The organism is Pseudomonas duriflava (genome assembly GCF_007830155.1).
Classification (GTDB): domain Bacteria; phylum Pseudomonadota; class Gammaproteobacteria; order Pseudomonadales; family Pseudomonadaceae; genus Chryseomonas; species Chryseomonas duriflava.
This window is the reverse complement of sequence record NZ_VLKY01000001.1, coordinates 276,200-299,272: the sequence shown is the minus strand read 5'-3', so window position 1 is coordinate 299,272 and position 23,073 is coordinate 276,200. Positions and strand designations below refer to the sequence as shown.

At 55.1% G+C, this 23,073-nt stretch carries 25 protein-coding genes; 13 read left to right on the top strand and 12 right to left on the bottom strand.

Annotation, left to right across the window (positions count from 1 at the left end; translation table 11 throughout):
- Nucleotides 1-67: 67 nt before the first annotated feature.
- Nucleotides 68-1,105: a DUF2066 domain-containing protein gene (locus IQ22_RS01420; protein WP_145136934.1), complete on the bottom strand. Its 1,038-nt coding sequence runs from the start codon at nt 1,103-1,105 to the stop codon at nt 68-70.
- 277 nt (nt 1,106-1,382) lie between these two features.
- On the opposite strand from IQ22_RS01420, the gene purM reads away from it, so the two are divergent.
- The 4 genes from purM (at nt 1,383) to IQ22_RS23295 (ending at nt 4,213) form a co-directional block, all read left to right on the top strand.
- The gene (gene purM, locus IQ22_RS01415) at nt 1,383-2,441 is read left to right on the top strand and encodes a phosphoribosylformylglycinamidine cyclo-ligase (RefSeq protein ID WP_145136931.1); all 1,059 of its coding nucleotides are present in this window, start codon (nt 1,383-1,385) and stop codon (nt 2,439-2,441) included.
- Nucleotides 2,441-3,091 (top strand): phosphoribosylglycinamide formyltransferase, encoded by a 651-nt coding sequence (purN, locus tag IQ22_RS01410; RefSeq protein WP_145136929.1) that lies wholly within the window; start codon nt 2,441-2,443, stop codon nt 3,089-3,091. The genes purM and purN overlap by 1 nt, the downstream gene beginning before the upstream one ends.
- Nucleotides 3,092-3,101: 10 nt before the next feature.
- The gene (locus tag IQ22_RS01405; RefSeq protein ID WP_145136926.1) at nt 3,102-3,818 is read left to right on the top strand and encodes a DUF3108 domain-containing protein; all 717 of its coding nucleotides are present in this window, start codon (nt 3,102-3,104) and stop codon (nt 3,816-3,818) included.
- A gap of 221 nt (nt 3,819-4,039) precedes the next feature.
- On the top strand, nt 4,040-4,213 hold the full coding sequence (locus tag IQ22_RS23295; protein ID WP_167654140.1) for a hypothetical protein: 174 nt from the start codon (nt 4,040-4,042) through the stop codon (nt 4,211-4,213).
- Between the two features lie 55 nt (nt 4,214-4,268).
- On the opposite strand, the gene IQ22_RS01400 is transcribed toward IQ22_RS23295, so the two are convergent.
- Genes IQ22_RS01400 through IQ22_RS01390 form a run of 3 tightly spaced genes read right to left on the bottom strand, consistent with a single transcriptional unit; the run spans nt 4,269 to nt 7,992 of the window.
- Nucleotides 4,269-6,482: a xanthine dehydrogenase family protein molybdopterin-binding subunit gene (locus tag IQ22_RS01400; protein ID WP_145136924.1), complete on the bottom strand. Its 2,214-nt coding sequence runs from the start codon at nt 6,480-6,482 to the stop codon at nt 4,269-4,271.
- Nucleotides 6,479-7,468 (bottom strand): FAD binding domain-containing protein, encoded by a 990-nt coding sequence (locus IQ22_RS01395; protein WP_145136921.1) that lies wholly within the window; start codon nt 7,466-7,468, stop codon nt 6,479-6,481. Before IQ22_RS01395 ends, IQ22_RS01400 begins: the two co-directional genes overlap by 4 nt.
- The gene (locus IQ22_RS01390) at nt 7,465-7,992 is read right to left on the bottom strand and encodes a (2Fe-2S)-binding protein (protein ID WP_145136919.1); all 528 of its coding nucleotides are present in this window, start codon (nt 7,990-7,992) and stop codon (nt 7,465-7,467) included. Before IQ22_RS01390 ends, IQ22_RS01395 begins: the two co-directional genes overlap by 4 nt.
- 289 nt (nt 7,993-8,281) lie before the next feature.
- On the opposite strand from IQ22_RS01390, the gene IQ22_RS01385 reads away from it, so the two are divergent.
- The gene (locus IQ22_RS01385) at nt 8,282-8,608 is read left to right on the top strand and encodes a DUF3509 domain-containing protein (RefSeq protein WP_145136916.1); all 327 of its coding nucleotides are present in this window, start codon (nt 8,282-8,284) and stop codon (nt 8,606-8,608) included.
- Nucleotides 8,609-8,632: 24 nt separating this feature from the next.
- On the opposite strand, the gene IQ22_RS01380 is transcribed toward IQ22_RS01385, so the two are convergent.
- Both IQ22_RS01380 and IQ22_RS01375 read right to left on the bottom strand, forming a co-directional pair.
- Nucleotides 8,633-9,187, bottom strand: coding sequence for a DJ-1 family glyoxalase III (locus tag IQ22_RS01380; RefSeq protein WP_145136913.1), 555 nt, complete (start codon nt 9,185-9,187; stop codon nt 8,633-8,635).
- A gap of 515 nt (nt 9,188-9,702) precedes the next feature.
- Nucleotides 9,703-9,921, bottom strand: a complete 219-nt coding sequence (locus tag IQ22_RS01375) for a hypothetical protein (RefSeq protein WP_145136910.1) — start codon at nt 9,919-9,921, stop codon at nt 9,703-9,705.
- Nucleotides 9,922-10,724: 803 nt separating this feature from the next.
- Between IQ22_RS01375 and IQ22_RS01370 the strand changes: the two genes are divergently transcribed.
- Together IQ22_RS01370 and trmA are read left to right on the top strand one after the other, a co-directional pair.
- Nucleotides 10,725-12,020: an NCS2 family permease gene (locus IQ22_RS01370; protein WP_145136907.1), complete on the top strand. Its 1,296-nt coding sequence runs from the start codon at nt 10,725-10,727 to the stop codon at nt 12,018-12,020.
- 213 nt (nt 12,021-12,233) lie between these two features.
- Entirely contained in the window at nt 12,234-13,322 is a 1,089-nt protein-coding gene (gene trmA, locus IQ22_RS01365) for a tRNA (uridine(54)-C5)-methyltransferase TrmA (protein ID WP_145136904.1), read from the top strand.
- 29 nt (nt 13,323-13,351) lie between these two features.
- On the opposite strand, the gene IQ22_RS01360 is transcribed toward trmA, so the two are convergent.
- Nucleotides 13,352-14,272 (bottom strand): Gfo/Idh/MocA family protein, encoded by a 921-nt coding sequence (locus IQ22_RS01360; RefSeq protein WP_145136901.1) that lies wholly within the window; start codon nt 14,270-14,272, stop codon nt 13,352-13,354.
- 98 nt (nt 14,273-14,370) lie between these two features.
- The gene (gene ptrR, locus IQ22_RS01355; RefSeq protein WP_145136899.1) at nt 14,371-15,246 is read right to left on the bottom strand and encodes a putrescine utilization regulator PtrR; all 876 of its coding nucleotides are present in this window, start codon (nt 15,244-15,246) and stop codon (nt 14,371-14,373) included.
- Nucleotides 15,247-15,348: 102 nt separating this feature from the next.
- Here ptrR and IQ22_RS01350 point away from each other — a divergent pair, with 102 nt between their 5' ends.
- The gene (locus IQ22_RS01350; protein ID WP_145136897.1) at nt 15,349-16,500 is read left to right on the top strand and encodes a YbfB/YjiJ family MFS transporter; all 1,152 of its coding nucleotides are present in this window, start codon (nt 15,349-15,351) and stop codon (nt 16,498-16,500) included.
- Here the strand turns inward: IQ22_RS01350 and IQ22_RS01345 are convergent, their stop codons facing one another.
- Entirely contained in the window at nt 16,501-16,929 is a 429-nt protein-coding gene (locus IQ22_RS01345; RefSeq protein ID WP_208733586.1) for a DUF4345 family protein, read from the bottom strand.
- A 163-nt stretch (nt 16,930-17,092) separates the two neighbouring features.
- Here IQ22_RS01345 and IQ22_RS01340 point away from each other — a divergent pair, with 163 nt between their 5' ends.
- Both IQ22_RS01340 and pdxY read left to right on the top strand, forming a co-directional pair.
- Nucleotides 17,093-17,527, top strand: coding sequence for a DUF411 domain-containing protein (locus IQ22_RS01340; protein WP_145136891.1), 435 nt, complete (start codon nt 17,093-17,095; stop codon nt 17,525-17,527).
- Nucleotides 17,528-17,692: 165 nt separating this feature from the next.
- Nucleotides 17,693-18,580 (top strand): pyridoxal kinase PdxY, encoded by an 888-nt coding sequence (gene pdxY, locus IQ22_RS01335; protein ID WP_425298831.1) that lies wholly within the window; start codon nt 17,693-17,695, stop codon nt 18,578-18,580.
- Between the two features lie 51 nt (nt 18,581-18,631).
- On the opposite strand, the gene IQ22_RS01330 is transcribed toward pdxY, so the two are convergent.
- The gene (locus tag IQ22_RS01330) at nt 18,632-18,913 is read right to left on the bottom strand and encodes a hypothetical protein (protein ID WP_145136884.1); all 282 of its coding nucleotides are present in this window, start codon (nt 18,911-18,913) and stop codon (nt 18,632-18,634) included.
- A gap of 111 nt (nt 18,914-19,024) precedes the next feature.
- Nucleotides 19,025-20,086, bottom strand: a complete 1,062-nt coding sequence (locus tag IQ22_RS01325; protein WP_145136880.1) for an SDR family oxidoreductase — start codon at nt 20,084-20,086, stop codon at nt 19,025-19,027.
- A gap of 120 nt (nt 20,087-20,206) precedes the next feature.
- On the opposite strand from IQ22_RS01325, the gene IQ22_RS01320 reads away from it, so the two are divergent.
- Together IQ22_RS01320 and ypfJ are read left to right on the top strand one after the other, a co-directional pair.
- Nucleotides 20,207-20,680, top strand: coding sequence for an OsmC family protein (locus IQ22_RS01320; RefSeq protein WP_145136877.1), 474 nt, complete (start codon nt 20,207-20,209; stop codon nt 20,678-20,680).
- 84 nt (nt 20,681-20,764) lie between these two features.
- Complete coding sequence (gene ypfJ, locus IQ22_RS01315; protein ID WP_145136874.1) at nt 20,765-21,622, top strand: KPN_02809 family neutral zinc metallopeptidase; 858 nt, start codon at nt 20,765-20,767, stop codon at nt 21,620-21,622.
- Nucleotides 21,623-21,644: 22 nt separating this feature from the next.
- On the opposite strand, the gene IQ22_RS01310 is transcribed toward ypfJ, so the two are convergent.
- Nucleotides 21,645-22,235, bottom strand: a complete 591-nt coding sequence (locus IQ22_RS01310) for an HAD family hydrolase (RefSeq protein WP_145136871.1) — start codon at nt 22,233-22,235, stop codon at nt 21,645-21,647.
- A 99-nt stretch (nt 22,236-22,334) separates the two neighbouring features.
- Here IQ22_RS01310 and IQ22_RS01305 point away from each other — a divergent pair, with 99 nt between their 5' ends.
- Entirely contained in the window at nt 22,335-23,063 is a 729-nt protein-coding gene (locus IQ22_RS01305) for a haloacid dehalogenase type II (RefSeq protein WP_145136868.1), read from the top strand.
- Nucleotides 23,064-23,073: the final 10 nt, after the last annotated feature.

Sequence of the window (23,073 nt, the reverse complement as noted above, 5' to 3'; positions counted from 1 at the left end):
TTGATACTCGATGAGACTACTTTTTGAAGGAGCGGAGCCAGCCGCCTGATGCGGCCGGCCTATTCGCTTATGGCCAGCGATAATAGAGAACGTTCTGAGCAGGCTCGACGGCAGCTGCCTGGGGCTGGGTAGGCGCCGTATCGGCATTGAGCGGTGCAGAGGTCTGCTCCAAATTGGCCAAGCCCAGTTGTGCTTGCAACTGGGCAGGATTCACATTGAGCTGATAGCGCAACTGGCCGTTTTCAGCTCGAAGCAGTCGCCCGCCCATCGGCTCAAGCAACTTCTGCAGCTGAGCGTAACGTTCAAAATTGGCGCCATCAACAACCAGCGTAAGAGCTTGAGCCGCGCCTGGTTTTACCACGTACTGTCTGGCTAGACGCGTAGTGATGTCCTGCAGGATAGCGGAGACCAGTGCGTCATTATCGGCACCCTGGGCGCTACCCTGCTCGGTTGCCGTACCGGTCCACATGCGCCATTGGGCCTGCCAGCCATTCCCGACCTGCTTTGCATGTACAGTCAACAGGGCATCGGCGTTATAGCGCTCAGACGCCTCTCGTAAAGCGTCGGGCTTACCTGCATCAATCGTTTCCGCAGTTCCAACCAGTTGCTCGCTTAGGTCGGCCAAAGGCAGGCGCAGGGGCAACCCACTATTTCGAGCCGCACGGCGCAAGGGTTCAGCCGCAGCCTGGCCATCTCCAATCAAGGTACTCCCCGTCTCGGAATCGTTCAGCCACCAGGCAAGCACCACTGGACGATTCGCGCCCCAGATTGGCAAGCCTGCCTGGGTCAATGTCCGGTTGATTGACGCCGGATCGAAATTGATGACCAGACCGGCCGGCGGACCGGCATCATAGCCATACTGCGTAATCAATTGCTGAGGATCTTTGAGCATCTCAGCCAGGGCAGGCTTCTGTGTAGCTTGAGGATCACCCGTAAGGCGTATAACGAGATCCTGCAGCGCCTTAGCAAGCGCGGCGTCACGATCTGCTGGGCTTTGCGACGAAACCGGCTCACGCACCTGATATAACCCCTCGACAACCTCGGCGGTTACGGGCTGGCTCAGCAGCGGCAGGCAGAGCATCAGTGACAGGGCAAAACGGCGCATGGGGACTCTCAGCAAGCAAGAAGGAAGAGACATACCTTAAAAGCCCCTCTGTTTGGCGGCAAGCATACTGACAGTGAATCTGCATCATAACCATCCAATTTCAGCAATCTTCCTGACTGAACATGAACTGAATGAAGCCGATATCCGGCCCAGCTTATTGCCAACCCAGCCTTTTCAAAGACGCCGTTTTTCAATCGCTTCTGGTAAAATCGCCGCCTCCCAAGGCTATGCCACCCCCTATAGCCTGTTTTAGCAGCATTTATAAAGGCCTGGATTCATGAGCAAGCAACCCTCGTTGAGCTACAAGGACGCCGGTGTGGATATCGACGCAGGCGAAGCCCTAGTCGAACGCATCAAAGGCGTTGCCAAGCGGACCGCACGCCCCGAGGTTATGGGCGGCCTTGGTGGTTTCGGTGCCCTTTGTGAGATCCCGGCCGGTTATAAGCAACCGGTTCTGGTATCCGGCACCGATGGCGTAGGCACTAAATTGCGCCTAGCAATGAACCTGAAAAAGCATGACAGCATTGGAATCGACCTCGTCGCCATGTGCGTTAACGATCTGGTCGTCTGCGGCGCCGAGCCCTTGTTTTTTCTGGACTATTACGCCACGGGCAAGCTCAACGTCGATGTAGCCGCTCAGGTGGTAACCGGTATCGGCACGGGCTGCGAACAGGCTGGCTGTGCTCTGGTAGGTGGTGAGACCGCCGAAATGCCCGGCATGTACGAAGGCGAAGATTACGACCTGGCCGGTTTTTGCGTGGGCGTTGTAGAGAAAGCCGAGATTATTGATGGGTCCAAGGTCACGACTGGCGATGCCTTGATTGCCCTACCCTCGTCTGGTCCGCATTCCAATGGTTACTCCCTCATCCGCAAGATCATTGAAGTAGCTGGTGCCGATATCGAACAAATTCAGCTCGACGGCAAGCCCTTGACGGATCTCCTGATGGCGCCGACGCGTATTTACGTCAAGCCCCTTCTAAAATTGATCAAGGAAACCGGTGCTGTTAAAGCCATGGCTCACATCACCGGTGGCGGCCTGACCGAAAACATTCCACGCGTGCTGCCGAAAGGTACCCAGGCAGTCCTCGACGTGAACAGCTGGACGCGTCCGCCCGTTTTCGACTGGCTGCAGCAGCAGGGCAACGTTGCAGAAGTAGAAATGCACCGTGTATTGAACTGTGGCGTAGGCATGGTGATCTGCGTAGCTCAGGATAAGGTCGACACAGCCCTGCAAAATCTGCGTGACGCCGGTGAACAGCCTTGGGTTATCGGCCAGATCGCTGCATGCGACGAGAGTGCCGAACGTGTTGTGTTGAATAACCTGAAGGCGCACTGATGCCCTCACTGTGTAATGTTGTAGTGTTGATTTCAGGTGCCGGCAGTAACTTGCAGGCCCTGATCAACGCCTCGGCCAAACCCGGATCCTTGAGTCGAATCTGCGCGGTTGTATCTAACCGTGCAGAAGCCTACGGTTTAGAGCGTGCGCGACAGGCTGGTATCGAGACTCATGTTCTCGATCACACACAATTTGCGGACCGCGAAACGTTCGATACCGCTTTAATGGAAGTTATCGATCGCTTCACACCAGACCTGGTGGTCCTGGCAGGTTTCATGCGCATCCTGAGTACAGGATTCGTAACGCACTATCGAGGTCGCCTGCTTAATATTCACCCTTCGTTGCTCCCGCGCTATACAGGGCTTCGTACGCATCAGCGGGCGCTTGATGCTGGTGATCTCGAACATGGCTGCAGTGTTCACTTCGTCACCGAAGAGCTCGATGGTGGGCCTGTTGTCGCCCAGGCCGTCGTGCCGGTTCATGCGGGCGATACGCCGGAAACCCTGGCCGAGCGAGTACATACCCAGGAGCATATGATCTATCCCCTCGCCGTCAGCTGGTTCGCTCAAGGACGTCTGTGTCTGACCGAGCGAGGAGCTGAACTGGATGGTCAGCCATTGCCGCTGACCGGCCATGTCATTCGATCCTAGGAGATATCCCATGCGACGATTACTGTTCCTTCTCGCATGCGCACTGGCGTTACCTGCGCATGCCTTTGACCTGAAACCATTCTCAGCAACATATACCGCCGACTGGAAACAGATGCCTATGAGCGGCTCGGCGGAGCGGAGCCTGACACAACAGCAGGATGGTATCTGGAAGCTTGAATTCAATGCATCGATGCTGGTGGCTGGCCTTTCCGAAAGCAGTACATTCCGATACCAGGGTGATGCGTTCCTCCCCGTCAGCTATACCTATTCCCGGCATGGGCTAGGTAAGAGTCGCGGCAGTAAGCTCTCGTTCGACTGGGCCAACAAGAAAGTGACCGGTACCGATCGTAAGGACCCTGTCAGCCTGCCGCTTGATCGTGGTCTGGTCGATAAGTCAACGTATCAGCTACTTTTGCAACACGACGTAGCGGATGGCAAGAAAAGCATGAGCTATCAAGTCGTTGATGGTGACGAAATCGATACTTATGATTTTCGTGTCATCGGCGAAGAGCGCGTAAGAACCCAGGTGGGGCTGATTGATGCCATCAAGGTAGAGCGCGTACGTGATCCAACCAAAAGCAGTCGTAAGACTGAGCTGTGGTTCGCCAAAAACTGGGGCTACTTGTTAGTTCGCTTGTATCAAATGGAAACGGACGGCAAGGAATATCAGATCATGCTGAAGGAAGGCATCGTTGAAGGAAAGCCTGTGAAAGGCAGCAGCAACTAACCTACCTCTGTACCGTAAAACGCGCCCTTGAGGCGCGTTTTTTGTTGCGTTTACACAGATGATCGACCTGAGCGTTAAACAGGCCTGGGTTCATGATGTGACATATTGTCACCCTAAATGTAACAGTTTATTGCGGAATGCAGGCTTGGTCTGCATTACTAAACCTTTATGATCGAGCGAAGAGACACCTTGTGCCTTTATGCAACCAAGGAGATACGCTAATGACGATCACTATTACTGAGCGTGACGAAACTCATATGTCTCAAGAAGCCCGTGCCCTAGGACTCACCGTTTGGGATGTTTATCAGGAGGGTCACTTGGTAGGGATTTATCACTCTAGAGCAGAGGCAGCTGCCTACAAGGCCGAAATTGAACGAGCCGGCCGATCCAAGTAGGCCCAGTTAAAATAAAGCCCGCTGTTAAGCGGGCTTTATGCTTTCAAGAACGCTGTTAGCTCTGAAAAACCTTGTCCAAGGTAATCGGTAAATCACGGATGCGTTTGCCTGTAGCGTGATAGATCGCATTGGCAATAGCAGCTGCAACACCCACAATTCCTATTTCGCCAATCCCTTTGGCTCCCAACGGATTTACGATCTCGTCATGCTCTTTGACAAAGATAACGTCAAGGTCATGAATATCGGCATTGACTGGGTAGTGGTACTCGGCAATGTTGTGGTTCATCCAGCGGGCCAGTTTCTTGTCCAGCATGCCCTCTTCCTGCAACGCCATACCAATCCCCCAGACCATACCGCCAAGGATCTGATTACGTCCTGGCTTAAGACTTAATATCCGTCCGGCTGCAATGGCACTGACCATTCGGCTGATCTGAACCGTACCGAAATCCTCGTCCACCCGGACCTCTACAAAGACCGCCGAGTGGGTTGCCGTGGTGTAGTTATCACGCTCTTCCTTGGGCGATGCGCTGGCCAAAGCCTCCATGCTGGGCGACCCGCCCTGCTTGAGTAACTCGGTGATCTCTATGCACTCTTGAGGTGAAGCCTTGATACGCATCGTGCCATTTTCGAAAATGACGTCGGTAAGTTCGAAATTTTTGAAAGGCGATTGATCATCCTGTTTGGCTTGATCCAACAATTGCTGTTGCAGCGCTTCACAGGCTTGCTTGACGGCCGAGCCTACCGACGAAACGGTAAAGGAGCCGCCTTCCAGCGGTGCTTTGGGCAACGTAGAGTCGCCCAATTTGAAAGTGACCTTTTCCAAAGGCAGGCCAAAGCATTCTGCGGCGATCTGCGTCATGACGGTATAGGTGCCCGTGCCGATATCTGCCGTGGCGCTGGAAACAACCACACTGCCATCGATTGTGATGACCGCCTTGGCACTGGCTGGATTCTGCATAGCCTCCCATACACCGGTTGCCATACCATAACCGATCAGCTGCCGGCCCTCCTTCATCGAGCGCGGCTGAGGGCTGCGCTTGTTCCAACCAAAGCGTTCAGCCCCTTGACGGTAGCATTCGAGCAACTCTTTGCTTGAGTAGGGGTTATTTCCGGAAGCCGGATCCGTCGCCGTAAAATTACGAATACGTAGCTCCAGCGGGTCGATCCCGGCCGCGTAGGACAGTTCGTCCATAGCCGACTCTAGTGCATAGACGCCCAGCACTGCGCCAGGGGCGCGCATATCTAACGGTGTATAGAGATCCAGAGGAACCAGATCATATTTCAAACGCACATTGGGGCATTGATACAGCGACGCGGACCAGACCACGACCATTTCGGTGAAATCCTCAAAACTCGAGGTTTCACCCATAACCTCATGGATCGTCGAGACAAGCTTGCCGTCCTGGTCACAGGCCAGTTTCAGGTGCTGAAGGGTTTCCGGGCGATGCCCAAAAGAAAACATCTGCTCACGCGACAAAACTACTCGTACCGAGCGCTTGAGCTTAAGCGCAGCCATGGTCGCAAGCACTAGCTGATACTGAGGACGCAAACCAGAGCCGAAGGCACCGCCGACAAAGGGTGTCACAACGCGCACATCACCATCAGGTAACCCAAAGATGTTCGAAATGAACTGGGCGCTGTTCTGCACCCCCTGGGTCTTATCATGTATGGTCAGTTTACCATCAGTGCTATAGATCACCGTGGAAGCATGCATTTCCATAGGGTTGTGGAACTCGGCGGCAGAGTGGTATTCCGCCTCTACTTTTACTGGCGCCTGAGTCCAAGCCTCCTCCGCATCACCACGATCCGGGGGTAGCTCTGTAGGTGCCTTATGCGCCTCGCTGCGCTGGGCATACAAATCAGCCTGGGGCGGCTCGCTTTCATAATCTACACGTACCAGCGAAGCGGCATAGCGAGCGGCCTCGAAACTTTCCGCCACAACCAACGCCACTGGCTGCATGCTGTACAGAATGCGGTCATTATAAAGTGGACGGAAGTGTTTACCGTCAGCAGCATCCATATCCGTATAGCTTTCATTGTACGAGGCTACTGCGGGTCGATTCTCATGAGTGAGCACATCCAGCACACCCACTACCTTGAGCGCTTCGGTGGTATCGATTCGCAGAATGCGTCCTTTGGCGATCGAACTGTTGACCACATAACCGGTACAGAGATCAGCTGTACCAAACTCACCGGCATACAATGCCCGCCCCGTGACCTTGAGCGGGCCGTCAACTCGGGAAACGGCTTTTTCGAGATGGATTGTCATTGGGCATTTACTCCAGCAGCGGCTTCGCTCAGAGCACGAACGATAGCCCTCCGGGCCAGTTCGATCTTGAAGCGGTTGTGCTCGAAACCTACAGCGCCTTGCAGTAAGGCATCGGCTGCCATACGGTAACTTTCCTCGGTAGCCGGCTTGCCGATCAGCGCAGCTTCAACCTCTGGGCAGCGCCAGGGTTTATGGGCAACGCCCCCTAAGGCAATACGAGCCGCTCCGATGCTGGTGCCATTGAGTTCGAGTCCAGCGGCAACTGAAACCAAGGCAAACGCGTAGGATGCCCGATCGCGTAGCTTGAGATAGGCGAAGTTCTCGGCAAAGCCGCGGGGCGGTAACTCGACAGCAGTAATGATTTCGTCTGGCGCCAAGTTGGTGTCCAGATGAGGCGTATCACCTGGAAGCCGGTGAAAATCTGCAAACGGAATGCTCCGGTTACCCGAGGGGCCCGATACATGTACGGTGGCCTCTAATGCAGCGAGCGCGACGCACATATCGGACGGGTGAACAGCTATGCACTGTTCGCTATGCCCTAAAATGGCGTGGATGCGGTTTTGTCCTTCGAGCGCTCCGCAGCCTGAGCCCGGCTCACGCTTGTTACACGGGGTTCCAACATCGTAAAAGTAATAACAGCGGGTACGCTGCAATAGATTGCCACCCGTGGACGCCATATTACGCAATTGAGCCGACGCACCGGCCAGTATGGCGTGAGCAAGCAACGGATAGACACGCTCTACATCGGGGTGATACGCCACCGTAGAATTTTTGACCAAGGCTCCAATGCGCAGCCCACCCGCCTGGGTGGTTTCGATCTTATTCAAGGGCAGTGCATTGATATCAACCAGTTGGCTGGGCCGTGCGACGTTCTCCTTCATCAGGTCGAGCAAATTAGTGCCTCCGGCAATGAAACGACCGGTATCGCTTAACTGCTGGAGTGCCTCGGAAACTTGTTGCGGTTTGGAGTAACTGAAGCGATTCATTCGCGCGACTCTCCCTGGCACGCTGGCATAGCCTGTTCAATGGCCGCCAGGATGTTGGTATACGCACCGCAACGGCACAGGTTTCCACTCATCTGTTCGCGGATTTCATCCCGCGTTTTCGCCTTGCCTTCCTTGATCATGCCAATAGCTGAGCAAATCTGCCCGGGCGTACAGTAACCGCACTGAAAGGCGTCCTGCTCGACGAAAGCGGCTTGCATGGGATGCAGCTGGTCGCCATTAGCTAGGCCTTCGATCGTGGTGATTTCGGCTCCATCCTGCATGACCGCCAAGCTTAGACAGGCATTGATGCGGGTTCCATTGACCAGAACGGTACACGCTCCACACTGGCCATGATCGCAGCCCTTCTTCGTTCCAGTCAGATTGAGATGTTCACGGAGCAAATCCAGCAGAGTAGTCCAGGGTTCTACCGTCAGTTGCACCTGTTTGCCGTTCAGTAATAGGGAAATCGAATGGGTTTCGCTCTCGGCCTCAGGCCGATGTTGGCGTACAGGGGTCGCGTTCATAAGGGCCTCACGGTAATAAGCGGGAGCGCTTTTAGGTGGCACTCCTCTGTTGAGTCCATGTCGACATGGCTACTTCAGGAGGTACGACTTAAACCAAGGGTCCTGGGTTCAGCGTCGCAGGGGAGAAAGCTGGAATACCAGCATTGAAGAATCAGGCAAGAGCATTGCTGGTGGTAGCCTAAAACGAGACTAAAGGATGTGTTTACGGTATCCGCAACGAGAGAGGCTTGTTTTTTGCAATGTCTTGCTTGTGTTTGAGCTGTGCGTCAAGACAGCGAGGAAAGGCGTAATGAGCAGCAGTCCCCTGCAATCTATTGCACAAGCGTTCGAAGCCGAATTCAGCATCAACTTTTTGATCGAGAGCCTCGACGGTAACGTTGTGCTGGTCCTGACGGATCAGGCTGGCACCAAGATTCGGCGATTGATTACTGCCGAGCAACTGGCCGATCCGCTCAAAGTGAAGCGGATCATCAATGCGATCCGTTTCGGCCTGGCCATCGATGCTGGCCATGGATTGTCGGTCATGAAAGCCCTATCAGAGCCGGCCAATGAAAAAATGCTCGTCACTCCGTCGAGCGACGCAGTGGCCGAAGGCACTGACACGGTGCGCCGTTGACCCATGTCAGCGCACCTTGTCCATTCAATACGGTGCTAGAAGCGCCTTGGCAACTGATATACGTGCCTCTTCACCCAGAAGTTGGCGCACCAGTTCCAAAGCGAAGGCCTGGGCTGTAGCAGGTCCCTGGCTTGTTACGCAGGATCCATCGACCACGACGGGCTCATCGACATACTGCCCCTGCTCTACTTGCTCGATAAAAGAGGGATAACAGGTCATTCGGCGCCCATCCAGAAGCCCCCATGTCTCTAAGACTACTGCAGGCGCAGCACAAATCGCACCGTATAGCTTGCCGGCCTCTACATGGCGGCGCATGAACTGCCTCAGGGCAACACTATCGGCCAATCGTTGCGCACCCGGCATACCGCCTGGCAGTACAATCAAATCAAAGGACAACGCCTGTACTTCCAGCAAGGTCACATCGCTGGTTAATCGTGTACCACGGGCAAGCGTCACGTGACGGCGCGCCTCGATACTGGTCACGAGCACTTCGATACCGGCCCGGCGCAATACATCAATCAGCGTAACGGTTTCGATATCTTCATTGCCGTCGGCAACGGCGAGCAATGCGCGTGTCATGGAACCTCCTGCTGTCAGAGACGCTTACCTTAGTCCAAAGCATAGGTTCGAAAAACCATAAACGGTTCAGATTGATAATCCATTTCACGAGTATTTGTAAAACCAGGAGCACACAGGCACTAGAACACCTTGCGCCAAAGCGATTTGCTCACTCGTATAGGTCTAGAGTTACAACAGAATGGTAAGAAGCCAGTAGTGATACACAGGAGTGAAAGGGATACCAATACTGATGGATACTTTTCAGGGCATATCGCTTGTTTACACCCGGAAGGTACTTACAAACCCGCGGATACAGCTTTTAAGCTTCCGCCCTTCGCTCGTACTGGAAATAGGCAGGATTTCACTCTACAGGACCAGGACATACATCCGTATTGCCCGCTCAGCTGAAGACAGAGGTCAAGTTTTCTATCACTCAAAAGAAAAAGCGCCAGTTTCAAGCTGGCGCTTTTTCGTGTTCCGCTTGCCTGCTGTTGGTTGCATCCGGCACCTCACAGACCATTTTAGATAAGACTCGATCAAGCACCTGCTTGATAGGTTCGGGTTGTTTTACGTGACCGGAGGCTGGGCGACCATAGGCCCAGGCGTGCCTGGAGTTGCTCAATACGGTCCAGCGCTTCTTGATAGGAAACGTGTAATCCGTCAATGGTGTACTTCTGTTGCTCAAGCTCATGGCGTAACAGTTCATTTTCCTGACGTAGAGAAATCGCATCGGTGCTGAACAGGTCGTCCTGCATAAAGGGAGCCCTCTTTACTGTACGTATATACAGTACACAAATAAGACAGGTTGACAAACCTAAATCCGACAAAATGCATACCTTTCATCTGTCAATAAGCGAAGCGTAAAGCCAGTCATGACGCGGGCTACAAGGAGATTAACCATTACATCAATATGAGCAAAACTACATGCTTTTTGCCTATAAAAATGTAATCCTTGAGGGATTTAATAAAGATAATTGATTGATATATCGATGTTTTGTTGAGAAGAAAGAACAGTGGAATAGCGCCAGTGTTCTGTTAAGCCATGCCGTCTTTGGCTTCGACAACAGGAGGGCGGACACATTTATCGCCTACCGTTCGCCATGCCTTTATCCGAACGCCAAGCGATAGTGGTCGCGCTTCTAGTCGCTACAACTTTTTTCATGGAAAAACTCCAGATGCCAGTAATCGCTACGGCTTTACCTCAACGAGGCGAGTTTTCCACCGAGCCCAGGTAAATCTCAACGTTAGTATGAACGCCTATAGGCTTTCATCGGCTGCGCAGGCAACTCATGGAATGACACGGCAATGGCAGTGCCCGACTCGAGGATTCTCATATGGCGGTTGCGGTCACTGCCGTTATTGACTGACGGAACAGGCCAGACCGCTTTTTACCCAAGCGAGTTGCCGGCAATACGCTCAACGAACATGGGCAGGGGCACCAGTCTCTAATTTCTGACTGACGGAAACCGATCGATACAACACCTCTGTCGATCTTATCGCCAGCTGGTATGATTCGCGCCTTTTTCTGCCGTAACCGTCATTGATCGGAGCCCGTTCCATGCTGGAAAGACTTTTCCAACTCAAGGCCCATAACACTACGGTCCGCACCGAGCTTCTCGCCGGTGTCACGACCTTTTTGGCCATGGCCTATATTCTCTTCGTCAACCCGAGCATTCTCGGCGAGACCGGCATGGACAAAGGCGCCGTGTTCGTAGCGACCTGCCTGGCTGCCGCCATCGGTTCGGCCATCATGGGCCTTATCGCCAACTACCCGATCGCCTTGGCCCCTGGGATGGGTCTCAATGCCTTCTTTACCTATACCGTCGTGCTGCATATGGGGCATACCTGGCAGGCGGCCCTTGGGGCCGTATTTCTTTCGGCCCTCATGTTCTTTCTGCTTTCGATCTTCCGCATCCGTGAATGGATCATTAATAGCATTCCGCTGGAGCTGCGCTCCGGCATCGCAGCCGGAATCGGCTTGTTCCTGGCTCTGATTGCCCTGCAAGGTGCCGGCATTGTAGTGGATAACCCCGCTACGCTAGTAGGGCTCGGTGATCTGACCAAGCCCGGTCCGATCCTTGCTGTCCTCGGCTTTTTCCTAATCGTGGCCTTGGAAGCTCGCCGGGTCACGGGCGCGGTCTTGATCGGCATTCTGGCCGTGACGGTCGCAGCTATCGCACTTGGGATTACGCCATTCGGCGGTGTGGTATCGATGCCTCCCTCCCTTGCTCCGACCTTCCTGCAGCTGGACATCAAGGCCGCTTTGGATATTGGGCTGGTCAGCGTAATCTTTGCCTTTCTGTTCGTAGACCTGTTTGATAACTCAGGCACTCTGATCGGAGTAGCCAAGCGCGCCGGCCTGATGAGAGCGGATGGCCATCTCCCTAAAATGGGCCGCGCCTTGATAGCAGATAGCACCGCCGCCATGTTTGGTTCCTTGCTAGGCACTTCCACGACCACCAGCTATATCGAGTCTGCGGCAGGTGTCAGTGCGGGCGGCCGTACCGGCCTAACTGCCGTGGTCGTAGCCGTCCTGTTCCTGCTTGCCCTGTTCTTCGCCCCATTGGCAGGCAGTGTGCCGGCCTTCGCCACAGCCCCTGCCCTGCTATTCATCGCCGTGCTCATGGCCTCGGGTTTGGCAGAAATTGAGTGGAGTGATCTAACCACGGCCACGCCCGTATTGATTACTGCACTTGCCATGCCGCTGACCTATTCCATCGCCAACGGTATCGCTTTCGGCTTCATTTCCTGGACAGCTATCAAACTCTTGTCCGGTCGCAGCCGTGACCTGAACGCCGCTTTGATCATCCTATCCATCCTGTTCGTCATCAAACTAGGCTGGTTTAACGCCTAAGTAGTCTGCATGAGGCGGGCCTTGGCCCGCCTTCTCTACGAGATGCCGATCACTTGAATAGACTAGGGTCTCGTAAGGACACATCGTTTCCCCTAGGTAATTTCCCTATGGTTGCGGCTAAGGAAACTTTCCACACTATTGGGATTGGCTAACGATTCGAGTCTGTCAGGCTTTTCTCCCGACATGCTCTCCTGACGTATCAACGAGCTGACCATGAATGCATCCTCCTTCGAGCCTGCCGCCTATACCGCCCAGCTGGAATCGAAAAAGAACCGCCTGATCGAGCTGTTGACTCCGTTCGGGGCGCCTGCCCCTGAAGTCTTCGACTCTCCGCTATCGCACTTCCGCCTGCGCGCCGAGTTTCGTCTTTGGCGAGAGGACGGTCAGCGGCACTATGCGATGTTTGAGCCAGGCGACAAGCACACCCCTATCCTGATCGAAGACTTTCCCATTGCCAGTCCGCTGATCAATGAACTGATGCCGCGTCTGAAAGCGTTCTGGCAGGTCTGTGATCAGATCTCAAACCGGCTGTTCCAAGTTGAGTTTCTTACAACTCTTTCCGGCGATGCATTGATTACGTTGGCTTATCATCGTCCGCTAGATGATGCCTGGGAAACGGCTGCTGAATGCCTGGCGGCTGAATTGAACGTCAGCATTATCGGCCGCTCACGCGGTAAGCGCATCGTAGTCGGGCGCGACTTTGCCGAAGAAGCCTTGACCGTGGCGGGCCGTGTCTACCGTTACCGGCAGCCGGAAGGCGCTTTCACGCAGCCGAACGGAACGGTTAATGAGAAAATGCTGAGCTGGGCCTATGACGCTCTTGGTCAGCGTAACGATGACCTTTTGGAGCTCTACTGCGGAAACGGCAATTTTACTCTGCCACTTTCTACTCGCGTACGTCAGGTTTTGGCTACTGAAATCAGCAAGTCCTCTGTTAACGCCGCACTGGCAAACCTAGCCAATAATGCTATTGATAACGTGACCCTGGTACGGCTATCTGCCGAAGAACTGACGCAGGCCTTGAACGAGGTTCGCCCGTTTCGGCGCTTGGCTGGCATCGACCTGAAACGTTATGACTTTGGAACCGTGTTTGTCGACCCGCCCCGGGCTGGCATGGACTCGGATACCTGCGAGCTCACCCGTCGCTTCGAGCGCATCCTGTACATTTCCTGCAACCCGGAAACGCTGGCACAGAACATCGCTCAGCTGAACGACACGCACCGCATCACTCGCTGTGCGTTGTTTGATCAATTCCCGTGGACGCATCACATGGAAAGCGGCGTCCTGCTCGAACGCCGCTAAGGCACAATCAACCGCTCGTGCCTATGGCACTATTGGTCTTCGAACGGTTCTACCAGTTCGCGTCGCCCGTACATGAACGCATCCGCGACATGCTGCAGCGGCGCGACATCCACGTCGGACTGGCCGCTTCTGATCAGTTCGGCAAACCGCACATAGAGGCCCGGGTATTCTTCGTCCGGCCCCTCTTGTTCAAGTTGGCCGTTGATATACAGTTGGCTGCCTCCCTTGGATAAGGTCAGGCGCCCAGCATCCGTATCCACATGGATATCCCACGTCTGCGGACCGGTTTGCAAGAAATCGAGATCGGCTTGGATCGGTACGCCGTCGCTATCAAAAGCGAGTTGCGCCCTGATTGGCATCTGACAATTGCTAGGCACTTGCAAGGCTGCCTCTTTCAGGAAAAACGGCTTGGGCAGGATATGTGTGACGATGGACAAGGCATTGATGGCTGGATCGAAGACGCCCATGCCACCCGGCTCCCAGATCCAGGCCTGGCCAGGATGCCAGACGCGCACGTCTTCTTTCCAATTGATCTGGACTGCCTTGATCGTGCGCTCGGCCAGCCAAGCCTTGGCAGGGGCTACGCCTTGTGCATAGCGGGAATGCCAGCTGGCAAACAGGGTTACACCGGCGGTCTTGGCCTGCTTCGTCAGTGCTTCCACCTCACTTAAGGTCGCGCCCGGCGGTTTTTCCAGAAATACATGCTTGCCTCTCGATAAGGCTAGTCTGGCCTGCTCGTAACGTACCGAGGGCGGTGCGCATAGGGAAACGGCATCCAGTTCCGGCATGGCCTCAAGCAACTCTTCCAATGTCTTGTAATGTGCAACACCGTCGAGCGAGGCATTGCGACTGGCAATAGCCAAGAGCTGATAATCCGGATTATTACGCAGGGCAGGAAGGTGCTGATCCCGGGCAATCTTGCCAAAGCTGACGAGGGCGATTTTGATCATACGGTGTCCTCAATCCTTTCAGGGAGCGCAGGCCTATAGGCGCATGTTGTTGTCATTTCGCCTGATCAGTGTCGCATTAGTCATACTAATTTCAAGCACTATGCGCTATGCACCTCTACGGGAGGCTCGTTTTGCAATGCAATCCAGGCTTTGAGATTTACACCCTCTCGGCCCTTAGGCCACATCAGCCAGGTAGTGGCAGTGCCGAATCGCGACGGCAACACATGACAGGTGACTCGATTACGTCCCGGCAGGCTATCAAGCATGGACTGCGGCATCATGGCGACTCCGCCAGCAATAACGCAGGCCAGCATGCTGTGATAGGACTCGATTTCCATGACGGGTCCCATGGCTCCGCCCGTAGCGGCAAACCAAGCCTCCAGACGCAATCGGTAGGAGCAACCGGCTCGGAAGGTAAAGACAGGACGACCAGCCACATCAGCTGCTGACCGGACGGGGGGATGATCCGCTTCGGTGACCAAGACCATTGGCTCTTGAAGTAAAGGCAGACCATCAAGCCCTTCGTGACGCGCCGGACCGTCTACCAGCGCAGCATCCAACCGCCCATGTACCAAGCTATCAATCAGCTCTCCGCTGGGCCCCGTTTGAACTCGCAGCTCTACAGCTGGGTAACGCTGATGATAAGCCGCAATCATGGCCGGCAAATGAATGGCTGCCGTGCTGTACATGGAGCCTAGTACGAAAGTACCCGCTGGTGCGCCGCCCTGCACTGCCGCTCGTGCTTCGTCGGCTAAAGCGAACAGCTTGTGGGCGTAGCCCAACAAGACGGTGCCTGCCGGTGATACATGCAGACGCTGACGCTCACGCTGGAAGAGCTCAACGCCCAGCTTTTCCTCTAGCTGACGCAAACGGGTCGACAGATTTGAAGGTACTCGGTTTAACTGTTCGGCGGCTCGGGCAATAGAGCCGGTCTCGGCTATCGCCTGAAAGATTCGAAGTTCGGCAAGCTCCATTATTCATTCTCTTTTCATGAACAAGTGATTCTTTATTATTCATTTTAAAAGAATGAAGGCAACTTCTACGCTAGCGGTATTGCACCAAAGGAGCCGTATAACATGACTACCACGCACCGCTTGTTTGCCTGTCTCATTGCCTTGGCCGTGGCAATGGGAATCGGCCGTTTCGCCCTGACGCCTCAATTGCCACATTTACTTGCGGAAGGTCAAGTCGACCTGACGGCAGCAGGCCTCCTGGCTGCTGCCAACTATCTAGGGTATCTAGTCGGTGCGCTGGATGCCTTCTTTGCCCGCCGTCCCCGTGGTCGGCTCATTGGTGGATTGTGGCTATGCGTAGGCCTAACGCTGCTTTCAGTCTGGGCGACGGGCTTCTGGACCCATGCCGTGCTGCGTTTCGGCGCCGGCTTGGCCAGCGCATGGGTATTGGTAATGGTAACCGGCCTCAGCCAGCCGCTCGCCGTTCAGGCAGGCCGGCCACGCCTGGGGGCTTTGGTATTTGCCGGGCCGGGCGTTGGTATCGTCATGAGCGGGTTGGTAGCGCTGGCGGTCAACCGTATCGGTGGAAGCTCCGCTCTGTTGTGGCTGATTTATGCCGCCGTTGCGCTCGTTCTTGTAGTGGTTACATTGCCTGCCTTGCCTTCCGCGCCCACTAGCACCGTCGCGGTGCCATCAGGACGTCTGAGCCCGCGCTTATATCGGCTTGCCATCGCATATGCGCTGGTAGGCATGGGTTACATCGTACCCGCTACTTTTCTATCGCAGATGGCCACGGAGCGCTTTCAAGGCGAGTGGATTGCCGACCTGTTCTGGCCTGCCTTTGGTCTTGCAGCGGCGCTGGGCGTGGTCATAGTCAGCTTTCGTCAGCAACGCCCCGGCGCCACACGCCGCTGGTTGATCGCTACGCTATGGTTACAAGCGACCGGCGTTCTGCTCTGCCTGCTGCCCGGGGTAAGCGCCCTGCTCCTGGGCGTTCTGCTGTGCGGAGGCCCCTTCCTAGCCAGCATGCAACTCGTCATGCAACACAGCCGTGAACTGGCGCCGGACTCACCGCACCGTAATGCCGGTCTTCTCACCGCTGCCTTTGCCACAGGCCAGCTTCTTGGTCCGCTGCTGGCCGCCATAAGCAGCCACTATAGCAATGGGCTTAGCCCAGCCTTGTGGAGTGCCGGTGCAGGCCTGGTGGTGGCCGGCGGACTTCTGTTGCAGCCTAGCCATCAGCCGTTACCGAAGCCGGCTACAGGACGCCGCTGATCAGTCCTCATCCTCATCCTCATCGCTATAGCGCTCACGCTGGTCGCGCTCCCAACGATCTAACAAGCGCAGTGCAACGATGGCTAGAACAACAATAGTGACTTCGTAGAGGTGACTAAGCAGATCAAAGCTAGCCGCCTCAGCGAAGAGCACGCTGATGAAGCGAACGCTGGTCGTAGAAAGCTGCAAGAAAACAATCAAGACCAGCGCCGCACGTACCAGTTCTTGGCGAAAGAAGGCCAGCCCTGTAAACAAGGCAAGCCCAAACTGCATACCGCCATAGAAAACCTGGGTTTCGGTCACCGATGCAATGTCCATTAACAGGACGCCATTAGCGCTGGTCATTTCATAGGGCTTGAGCCAGTAGGCAATAGCTAGCCCGGCCCAAACGAGCGCCTGTATCAGTAGAACCAAACGAGCGAAACGCATGTGAAGCATCCCCTGTCTCTCCTTTGGGATGGTATGTTCCCTAGGCGGAACCTGAATTAAACAATCAGAAGCATTTTGCTGCTGAAAACAGCCTGTCCGCCTCTGCTCCTCAAGCGGCGCTGAGTTTATGCTGTCTACCTGTCAACTCGAAAGAGACCTTGTTATGCGTTATCTAGTTCTGCTCACAGCCTTGCTGGGGTGCACAGTTCAAGCGGCTGAACCCTTGACGATCGATGTTTATCGCGACCCTAATTGTGGTTGTTGTACCAAGTGGTTGGAACATCTCCGACAAAACGGTTTTGACGTACGTGATCACGAAGAGACCGACATGAGCGCTGTTAAAAGCCGCCTGGGTGTGCCTCCCCGCCTGGCGTCATGCCATACCGGCGTGATAGACGGGCAATTTGTCGAAGGGCATGTTCCGGCCAATGACATCCTTAAGATGCGCCGGAGACCTGACCTACTGGGCGTGGCCACGCCGGGCATGCCAGTGGGCTCGCCGGGTATGGAAGTAGGCGACCGCAAGGATGCGTACGATGTTATTGGATTAACACGAACAGGCCAGGAAGGTGTCATTACGCATCATCCGGGGCACTAAAAGTCTGTTTATGATCCAAAACCAAAGTGAGGTAATAGCCTCTTGGTGCCAGCAAACGCAATAACACTCTGGCAAGCAGGTCGTAAGCAGGCTCAAAGGTTTATCCTGAGCTTCGGAGCTGTATAGTTTCTGGAACTGATCTGAAGGATGCCTCTCATGACCTCAATGGCACCAAGTACACCGCCCCTGGTGTTATCCATTCAATCCCATGTGGCGTATGGCCATGTTGGTAATGCAGCAGCGACCTTGCCTCTGCAACTACTTGGCATACAGCCTGTTGTGATCAATACGGTGCAGTTTTCTAATCACACCGGATACGGCGAGTTCAAGGGCCAGGTATTTCCGCCAGAACATATCCACGATGTTTTGGAGGGGCTACGAGCCCGAGGGATCCTGGCGCGCTGCGATGCGGTGCTGTCGGGGTATCTGGGCGATGCAGCCATTGGCGAAGTGATCCTTTCCGTCGTTCAGGAACTACGGCGGAACAAGCCGGACCTGTGTTATTTATGCGATCCGGTAATGGGTGATGTAGGCCGCGGCGTATTCGTACGCCCGGGCATTCCGGAATTTCTGCGCCGCCGGGCCATTGAGCAGGCAAGCTTGATTACGCCTAACCAATACGAGTTCGAGTTGTTGCACGGCGCACCGCTTACCTCGACTCAGGAAGCGATCAAGGCAGCACGAGCGCTATTAGCTACAGATCAGTGTCCGGGGCCACAAACCATTGTTATCACCAGCCTGCGGACCGCGGATCTTCCGCTCGACAAACTGAGCACGCTAGCTGTCACAGCACAGGAAGCGTGGATGGTTCAGACTCCTTACATCGAGCTTCAACCGCTACCCAACGGCATGGGCGATGTGTTCTCGTCCGTCTTGCTCGGGCATTTGCTCAATGGGCAAAGCACTGCCGATGCTGTCGCCAAAACGGTCAGCAGTCTATATGCACTTGTGTCGCGAACCCCACACGGGAGCCGTGATTTACCTCTTATTGCGGCACGCGACCAGATCATGGCGCCGAGTGAAACCTTTATGGCTATTCGATTGACCGCTTAACTGAGCGATACTCCGAAAAAAGCCCGCTAATGCGGGCTTTTTATCAGATCCTTACTTGGAGCTGTCACTACCCGATCCATGGGTTCCATGGGAGTCATGCTTCATGGATTTTCCATCACGATCCGGGTTATTGACCTCGCTCCCTGGAGTCGTGCGAGCACCTTTCCCGCCATTCAAGGAAGGACCTTCATCCGCCTGCGGCTGCGCATCGTTAGAGTTGTCACGTGGCGCTGCCGGCGTAGCTGGCATAGAGGAATCGCTAGAATTGACCTGAGCAAAGGCAGAAGAAGCAAGCAGGCCGGTTAAGGCCAGTACCGCAAGCTTAGTTTTCATCACAACACTCCTGGGTTGTTATGTCCGTACAAGATTGGGCATTGCCAATCGCAAGAGGTGCGAAAATCCTGCTAGCGCCTCGCCACCTGCCGACGAATGGACATTATTGCTCTAAGGAATGTATCGCTCAGCACGTAGCCGATTGAACACATCGATAAAGGACGCGCGACTGTCCTGGTAGCCCAAAAAGCCAAGGTCGCGGCTCTTCGTCATGTCGTTCAAACATTCGATTTCGCGGCCCAGGTCGGCATCGCTATGCCACCATGACACTAACTTGGTAACGTCAGATTCAACGAGCTCATATCGGCGCGCTATTTCTTCCCACACGGGCCCTATGTCTTTCATCTGCTCTTCGAGCGGCAAAGGCTGATCAGGACAAGGCGCAGGCTTCAAGCCGAAATAGTCGGCAATCTGAGCCCACATCCAACGCCAGCGGAACACATCGCCATTCACTGTATTGAGTGCCTGGTTATGTCCGCTAGGCGATAAAGCCGCCCATTCCATTTGGCGAGCCAGCAAAGCGGCATCAGTAATATCGGTCAGCCCATCCCACTGCACCTTCGAGCCGGGAAATACAAATGGACGACCCGTTTCCTTACAAATCGTGGCGTAGACGGCCAGCGTAACGCCCATATTCATGGCATTACTACCACGGGCCAAGCCGATCATGCTATGCGAGCGGTGCACGCTCCAGGTAAAGCCGCGACGCTCGGCAGTTTCAAACAGAATATCTTCCAGCGTGTAGTAGAAGTTTTCCCCTGGCAGACGCGGTTCGCTTTCACGAAACGGCGTTTCAGCCGAGCGCTGCCCATAATTTTCGAACGGGCCTAGGTAATGCTTGGTACCGGTGACCAGTGCCAGATGCTTGAGCGGTGCCCCCTCTAGTCCTTTACACAGGTTGCGCATCATCGTGCCATTTGCCTCGACGTTTTCCTTCTCGGTATTGCGTCGTGTCCAGGTGCAGAAAAAAGCATGCGTAATCGGCAGACCTTGTAGAGCAGTCACAACGGACTGCTCGTCCAGCAGATCCGCCGCTACTGGGATCACACCCTCCTGTACCGTCGGGTTACGTGCTAATCCATAGACCGTCCAGCCGCTGGCAATCATTACATTGGCAAGGTTATACCCAGAAATACCGGTTACCCCGACAATAAGAGCAGTACCTTTGAGCATAGGTGTCTCCTGTAACCGCTATCAGATGTCGCCTGTCGCTACGGCAGGCCTATTGGTTTACTGACGGAAAGGTGTCGCCATGGTTCCATAAGCGTTCTATGAACTCACAAGGAATGAGGCATGGCCGGCAAACAACATACCTATCATGTTCGAACGACCTGGACCGGAAACCGTGGCCAAGGCACGGAGCATTATCGGGCCTATGACCGTGACCATGTTATCCAGGCCGAGGGTAAACCTGACCTATCAGGCTCTTCCGATCCGGCCTTTCGTGGCAATCCGGCACGCTGGAGCCCGGAAGATCTACTCCTGGCCTCCGTCTCAGCGTGCCACAAGCTGTGGTATCTGCACCTCTGCGCCGAAGCCGGCATTATCATCACGGCATACGAGGATTATGCCGAAGGCCGTATGGAGGAATCACCGGAGGGGGGCCGCTTTACCCAGATCACCCTTCGCCCGCAGGTAACCGTACGCTCAGGCAGCGACCACGAGCAGGCTCAGGCACTGCATCATGAGGCGCACCGCCAGTGTTTTATTGCTAATTCGTTGAACGTACCGGTGATGTGTGAAGGCACGGTGGTCACTGAGGCGTAAAGCCATAGCAGAAGACGAGCCAAGCAAAGCACTCCGCCTCTCCGCTGCGGTCAGAGCCTCAAAGCAACTAGCGAGGCGATATAGATGGATTGGGGTAAAGGGCGACGCAGTAACAACGTGGAGCAGGCCAGCAGAGGGCGTGGCCTGCAAATCGGCGGTGGGCTGGGCGTAGGCGGTGTCCTGCTGGTTGTCGTTTTTGGTCTGGTAACGGGGCAAGACCCCTTACAGCTTATCAGTATGCTGTCCGGCTCCGGCAATGCGCCTGTTCAACAACAAACCCAGGCACCGGATGCAAACTCCGAACAAGTCGATTTCGTCCGTGCAATTCTGGGTGATACCGAGGATACGTGGGGGCAGATATTCTCCGAACATAACGCTACTTACCAGCAACCCAAGCTCATCCTGTTCAATGGTCAGGTCCAGTCGGCCTGTGGTTCTGCAACATCTTCTACCGGCCCTTTCTATTGCCCGGCGGACCATCAGGTTTACCTAGATTTATCCTTTTTCAGCGATATGGAGCAGCGTTTCACAGCAGCTGGGGACTTTGCCCGCGCGTACGTGATAGCTCATGAAGTTGGCCATCACGTGCAGTATCTAGCCGGCACGACCGATAAGATGCGTGCCGCCGAGCGACGCGGCATTCCGGAGCAAGGTGCCCAGGGGCTTTCAGTACGGATGGAGTTGCAGGCGGATTGCTTTGCCGGCGTCTGGGCCAACCGGGCCCAAAAACGCTTGCAGTGGCTGGAACCTGGCGACCTTGAGGAAGCCTTGAATGCGGCGCATGCCATTGGTGATGATCGTCTTCAAGAGCAGTCCCAGGGACACGCCGTGCCAGACTCGTTCACCCATGGCACCTCTGCGCAGCGGGCACGCTGGTTCAAAACCGGCTTCGATACCGGTGCGGTGGAGCGCTGCGATACCTTTGCAGCCCCCACACTGTAAGCGATCCGGTAGTAATGGGTAGTTAGTCCAGCAGGCACGCCAGAGCGAAACAATCCTGAACATGCCAGTCCGCCAATTCCGGCCAGGAATTGGTTGGACTGTTGACTAAAATCGTTCGTGTCCCGGCGGCCCGGCCGCACTCCAGATCCATCCGGTGATCGCCCACCATTACCATCTCCCAGGGCTCGACCCGCCAGCAGTCACTGAAATGGCGCAGCCCGCCAGGGTGCGGTTTGGGCGGAGCTTCATCCCGGCCCAGTACATCGCTCCTGTCAAAACAATCACCCAACCCTACGGCCTCCAGCGTGATATAGGCCAACTCTTGAGCATTGCGGGTCAAGATTCCAAGCATGCAGCCTTGCCGTCGTAGCCTTTCGATCAGTTCCACTGCGCCCGGTGCCGGCTGGGCCCCTACGGCCAGCTCACGCTCGTGTTCCAGCAGCCAGGCATGCTTGGCCTGCCGTTCAGCCTCGGGTAGCGAGGCCAGGTGATGGAGAATGTCGGACGTTGCTGGAATCTCCAGTGCTCGGCGGATGGCGGCAAAGTCGTGTACGGCAATAGTAAGCGTGCCGTCCATATCAAAGACCCAATGGGTGTAATCGTTGAGCTTCATCTTTCTTCCAAAGCCGGCCATGACCGGTCAGCAGTAAATGGGAACTGGCTTGCCCTGCTGTTCGTCAAGACAGTGAGCCCTAACAAGAACAGTTAAGCCATGAAGACGACAGTACATGCTCTCTTATTCGACGTGTTCGGCACCGTAGTTGATTGGCGTGGCAGCCTGATCAAGAATCTTGAGGCGTTCGGCCAGAAGCATACGATAACCGCCGACTGGTCAGGATTGGTCGATGCCTGGCAAAGCGAAGCTCATGGCCAACTGGTAGAGCAGATTCGTGAACGGACGCTCCCTTGGCATCCACTCGATGATGTTCACCGCCTGGCCTTGCAGGAGGTCCTGCCCCGTTACGGCCTGGTCGGGCTGACCGACGCCGAAGTCACCTGGATCCACCGGCTCTGGCATCGTCTTGAACCATGGCCAGACACGCTGGCTGGTCTTTCTCGTCTTAAGCAGCACTACAGCGTGAGTGCCTTTTCCAATGGAAATGTGGCCTTGCTGGTCGACATGGCCCGCCACGCCAGACTGTCATGGGACATGATCTTTGGGGCCGACCTTTTCAATCACTATAAGCCTGATGCTGAGTTCTATTTGCGTGCCTGTACGCTCCTGGGTCATGAGCCGGAACAGGTCATGGTATGCGCCGCGCATAACGATGACCTGCAAGCCGCCAGCGAGTTGGGCTTGCGTACGGCCTTCATTCAAAGACCGATGGAAAAAGGTCCGGGCGGACCTTTCGAGTCACCAACCGGGTCATGGGATTTGATCGCCAGCGACTTGCAAGACTTGGCCGATCAGCTAGGACCTGAAATCATTGACTACCGATGACGAGGATGAG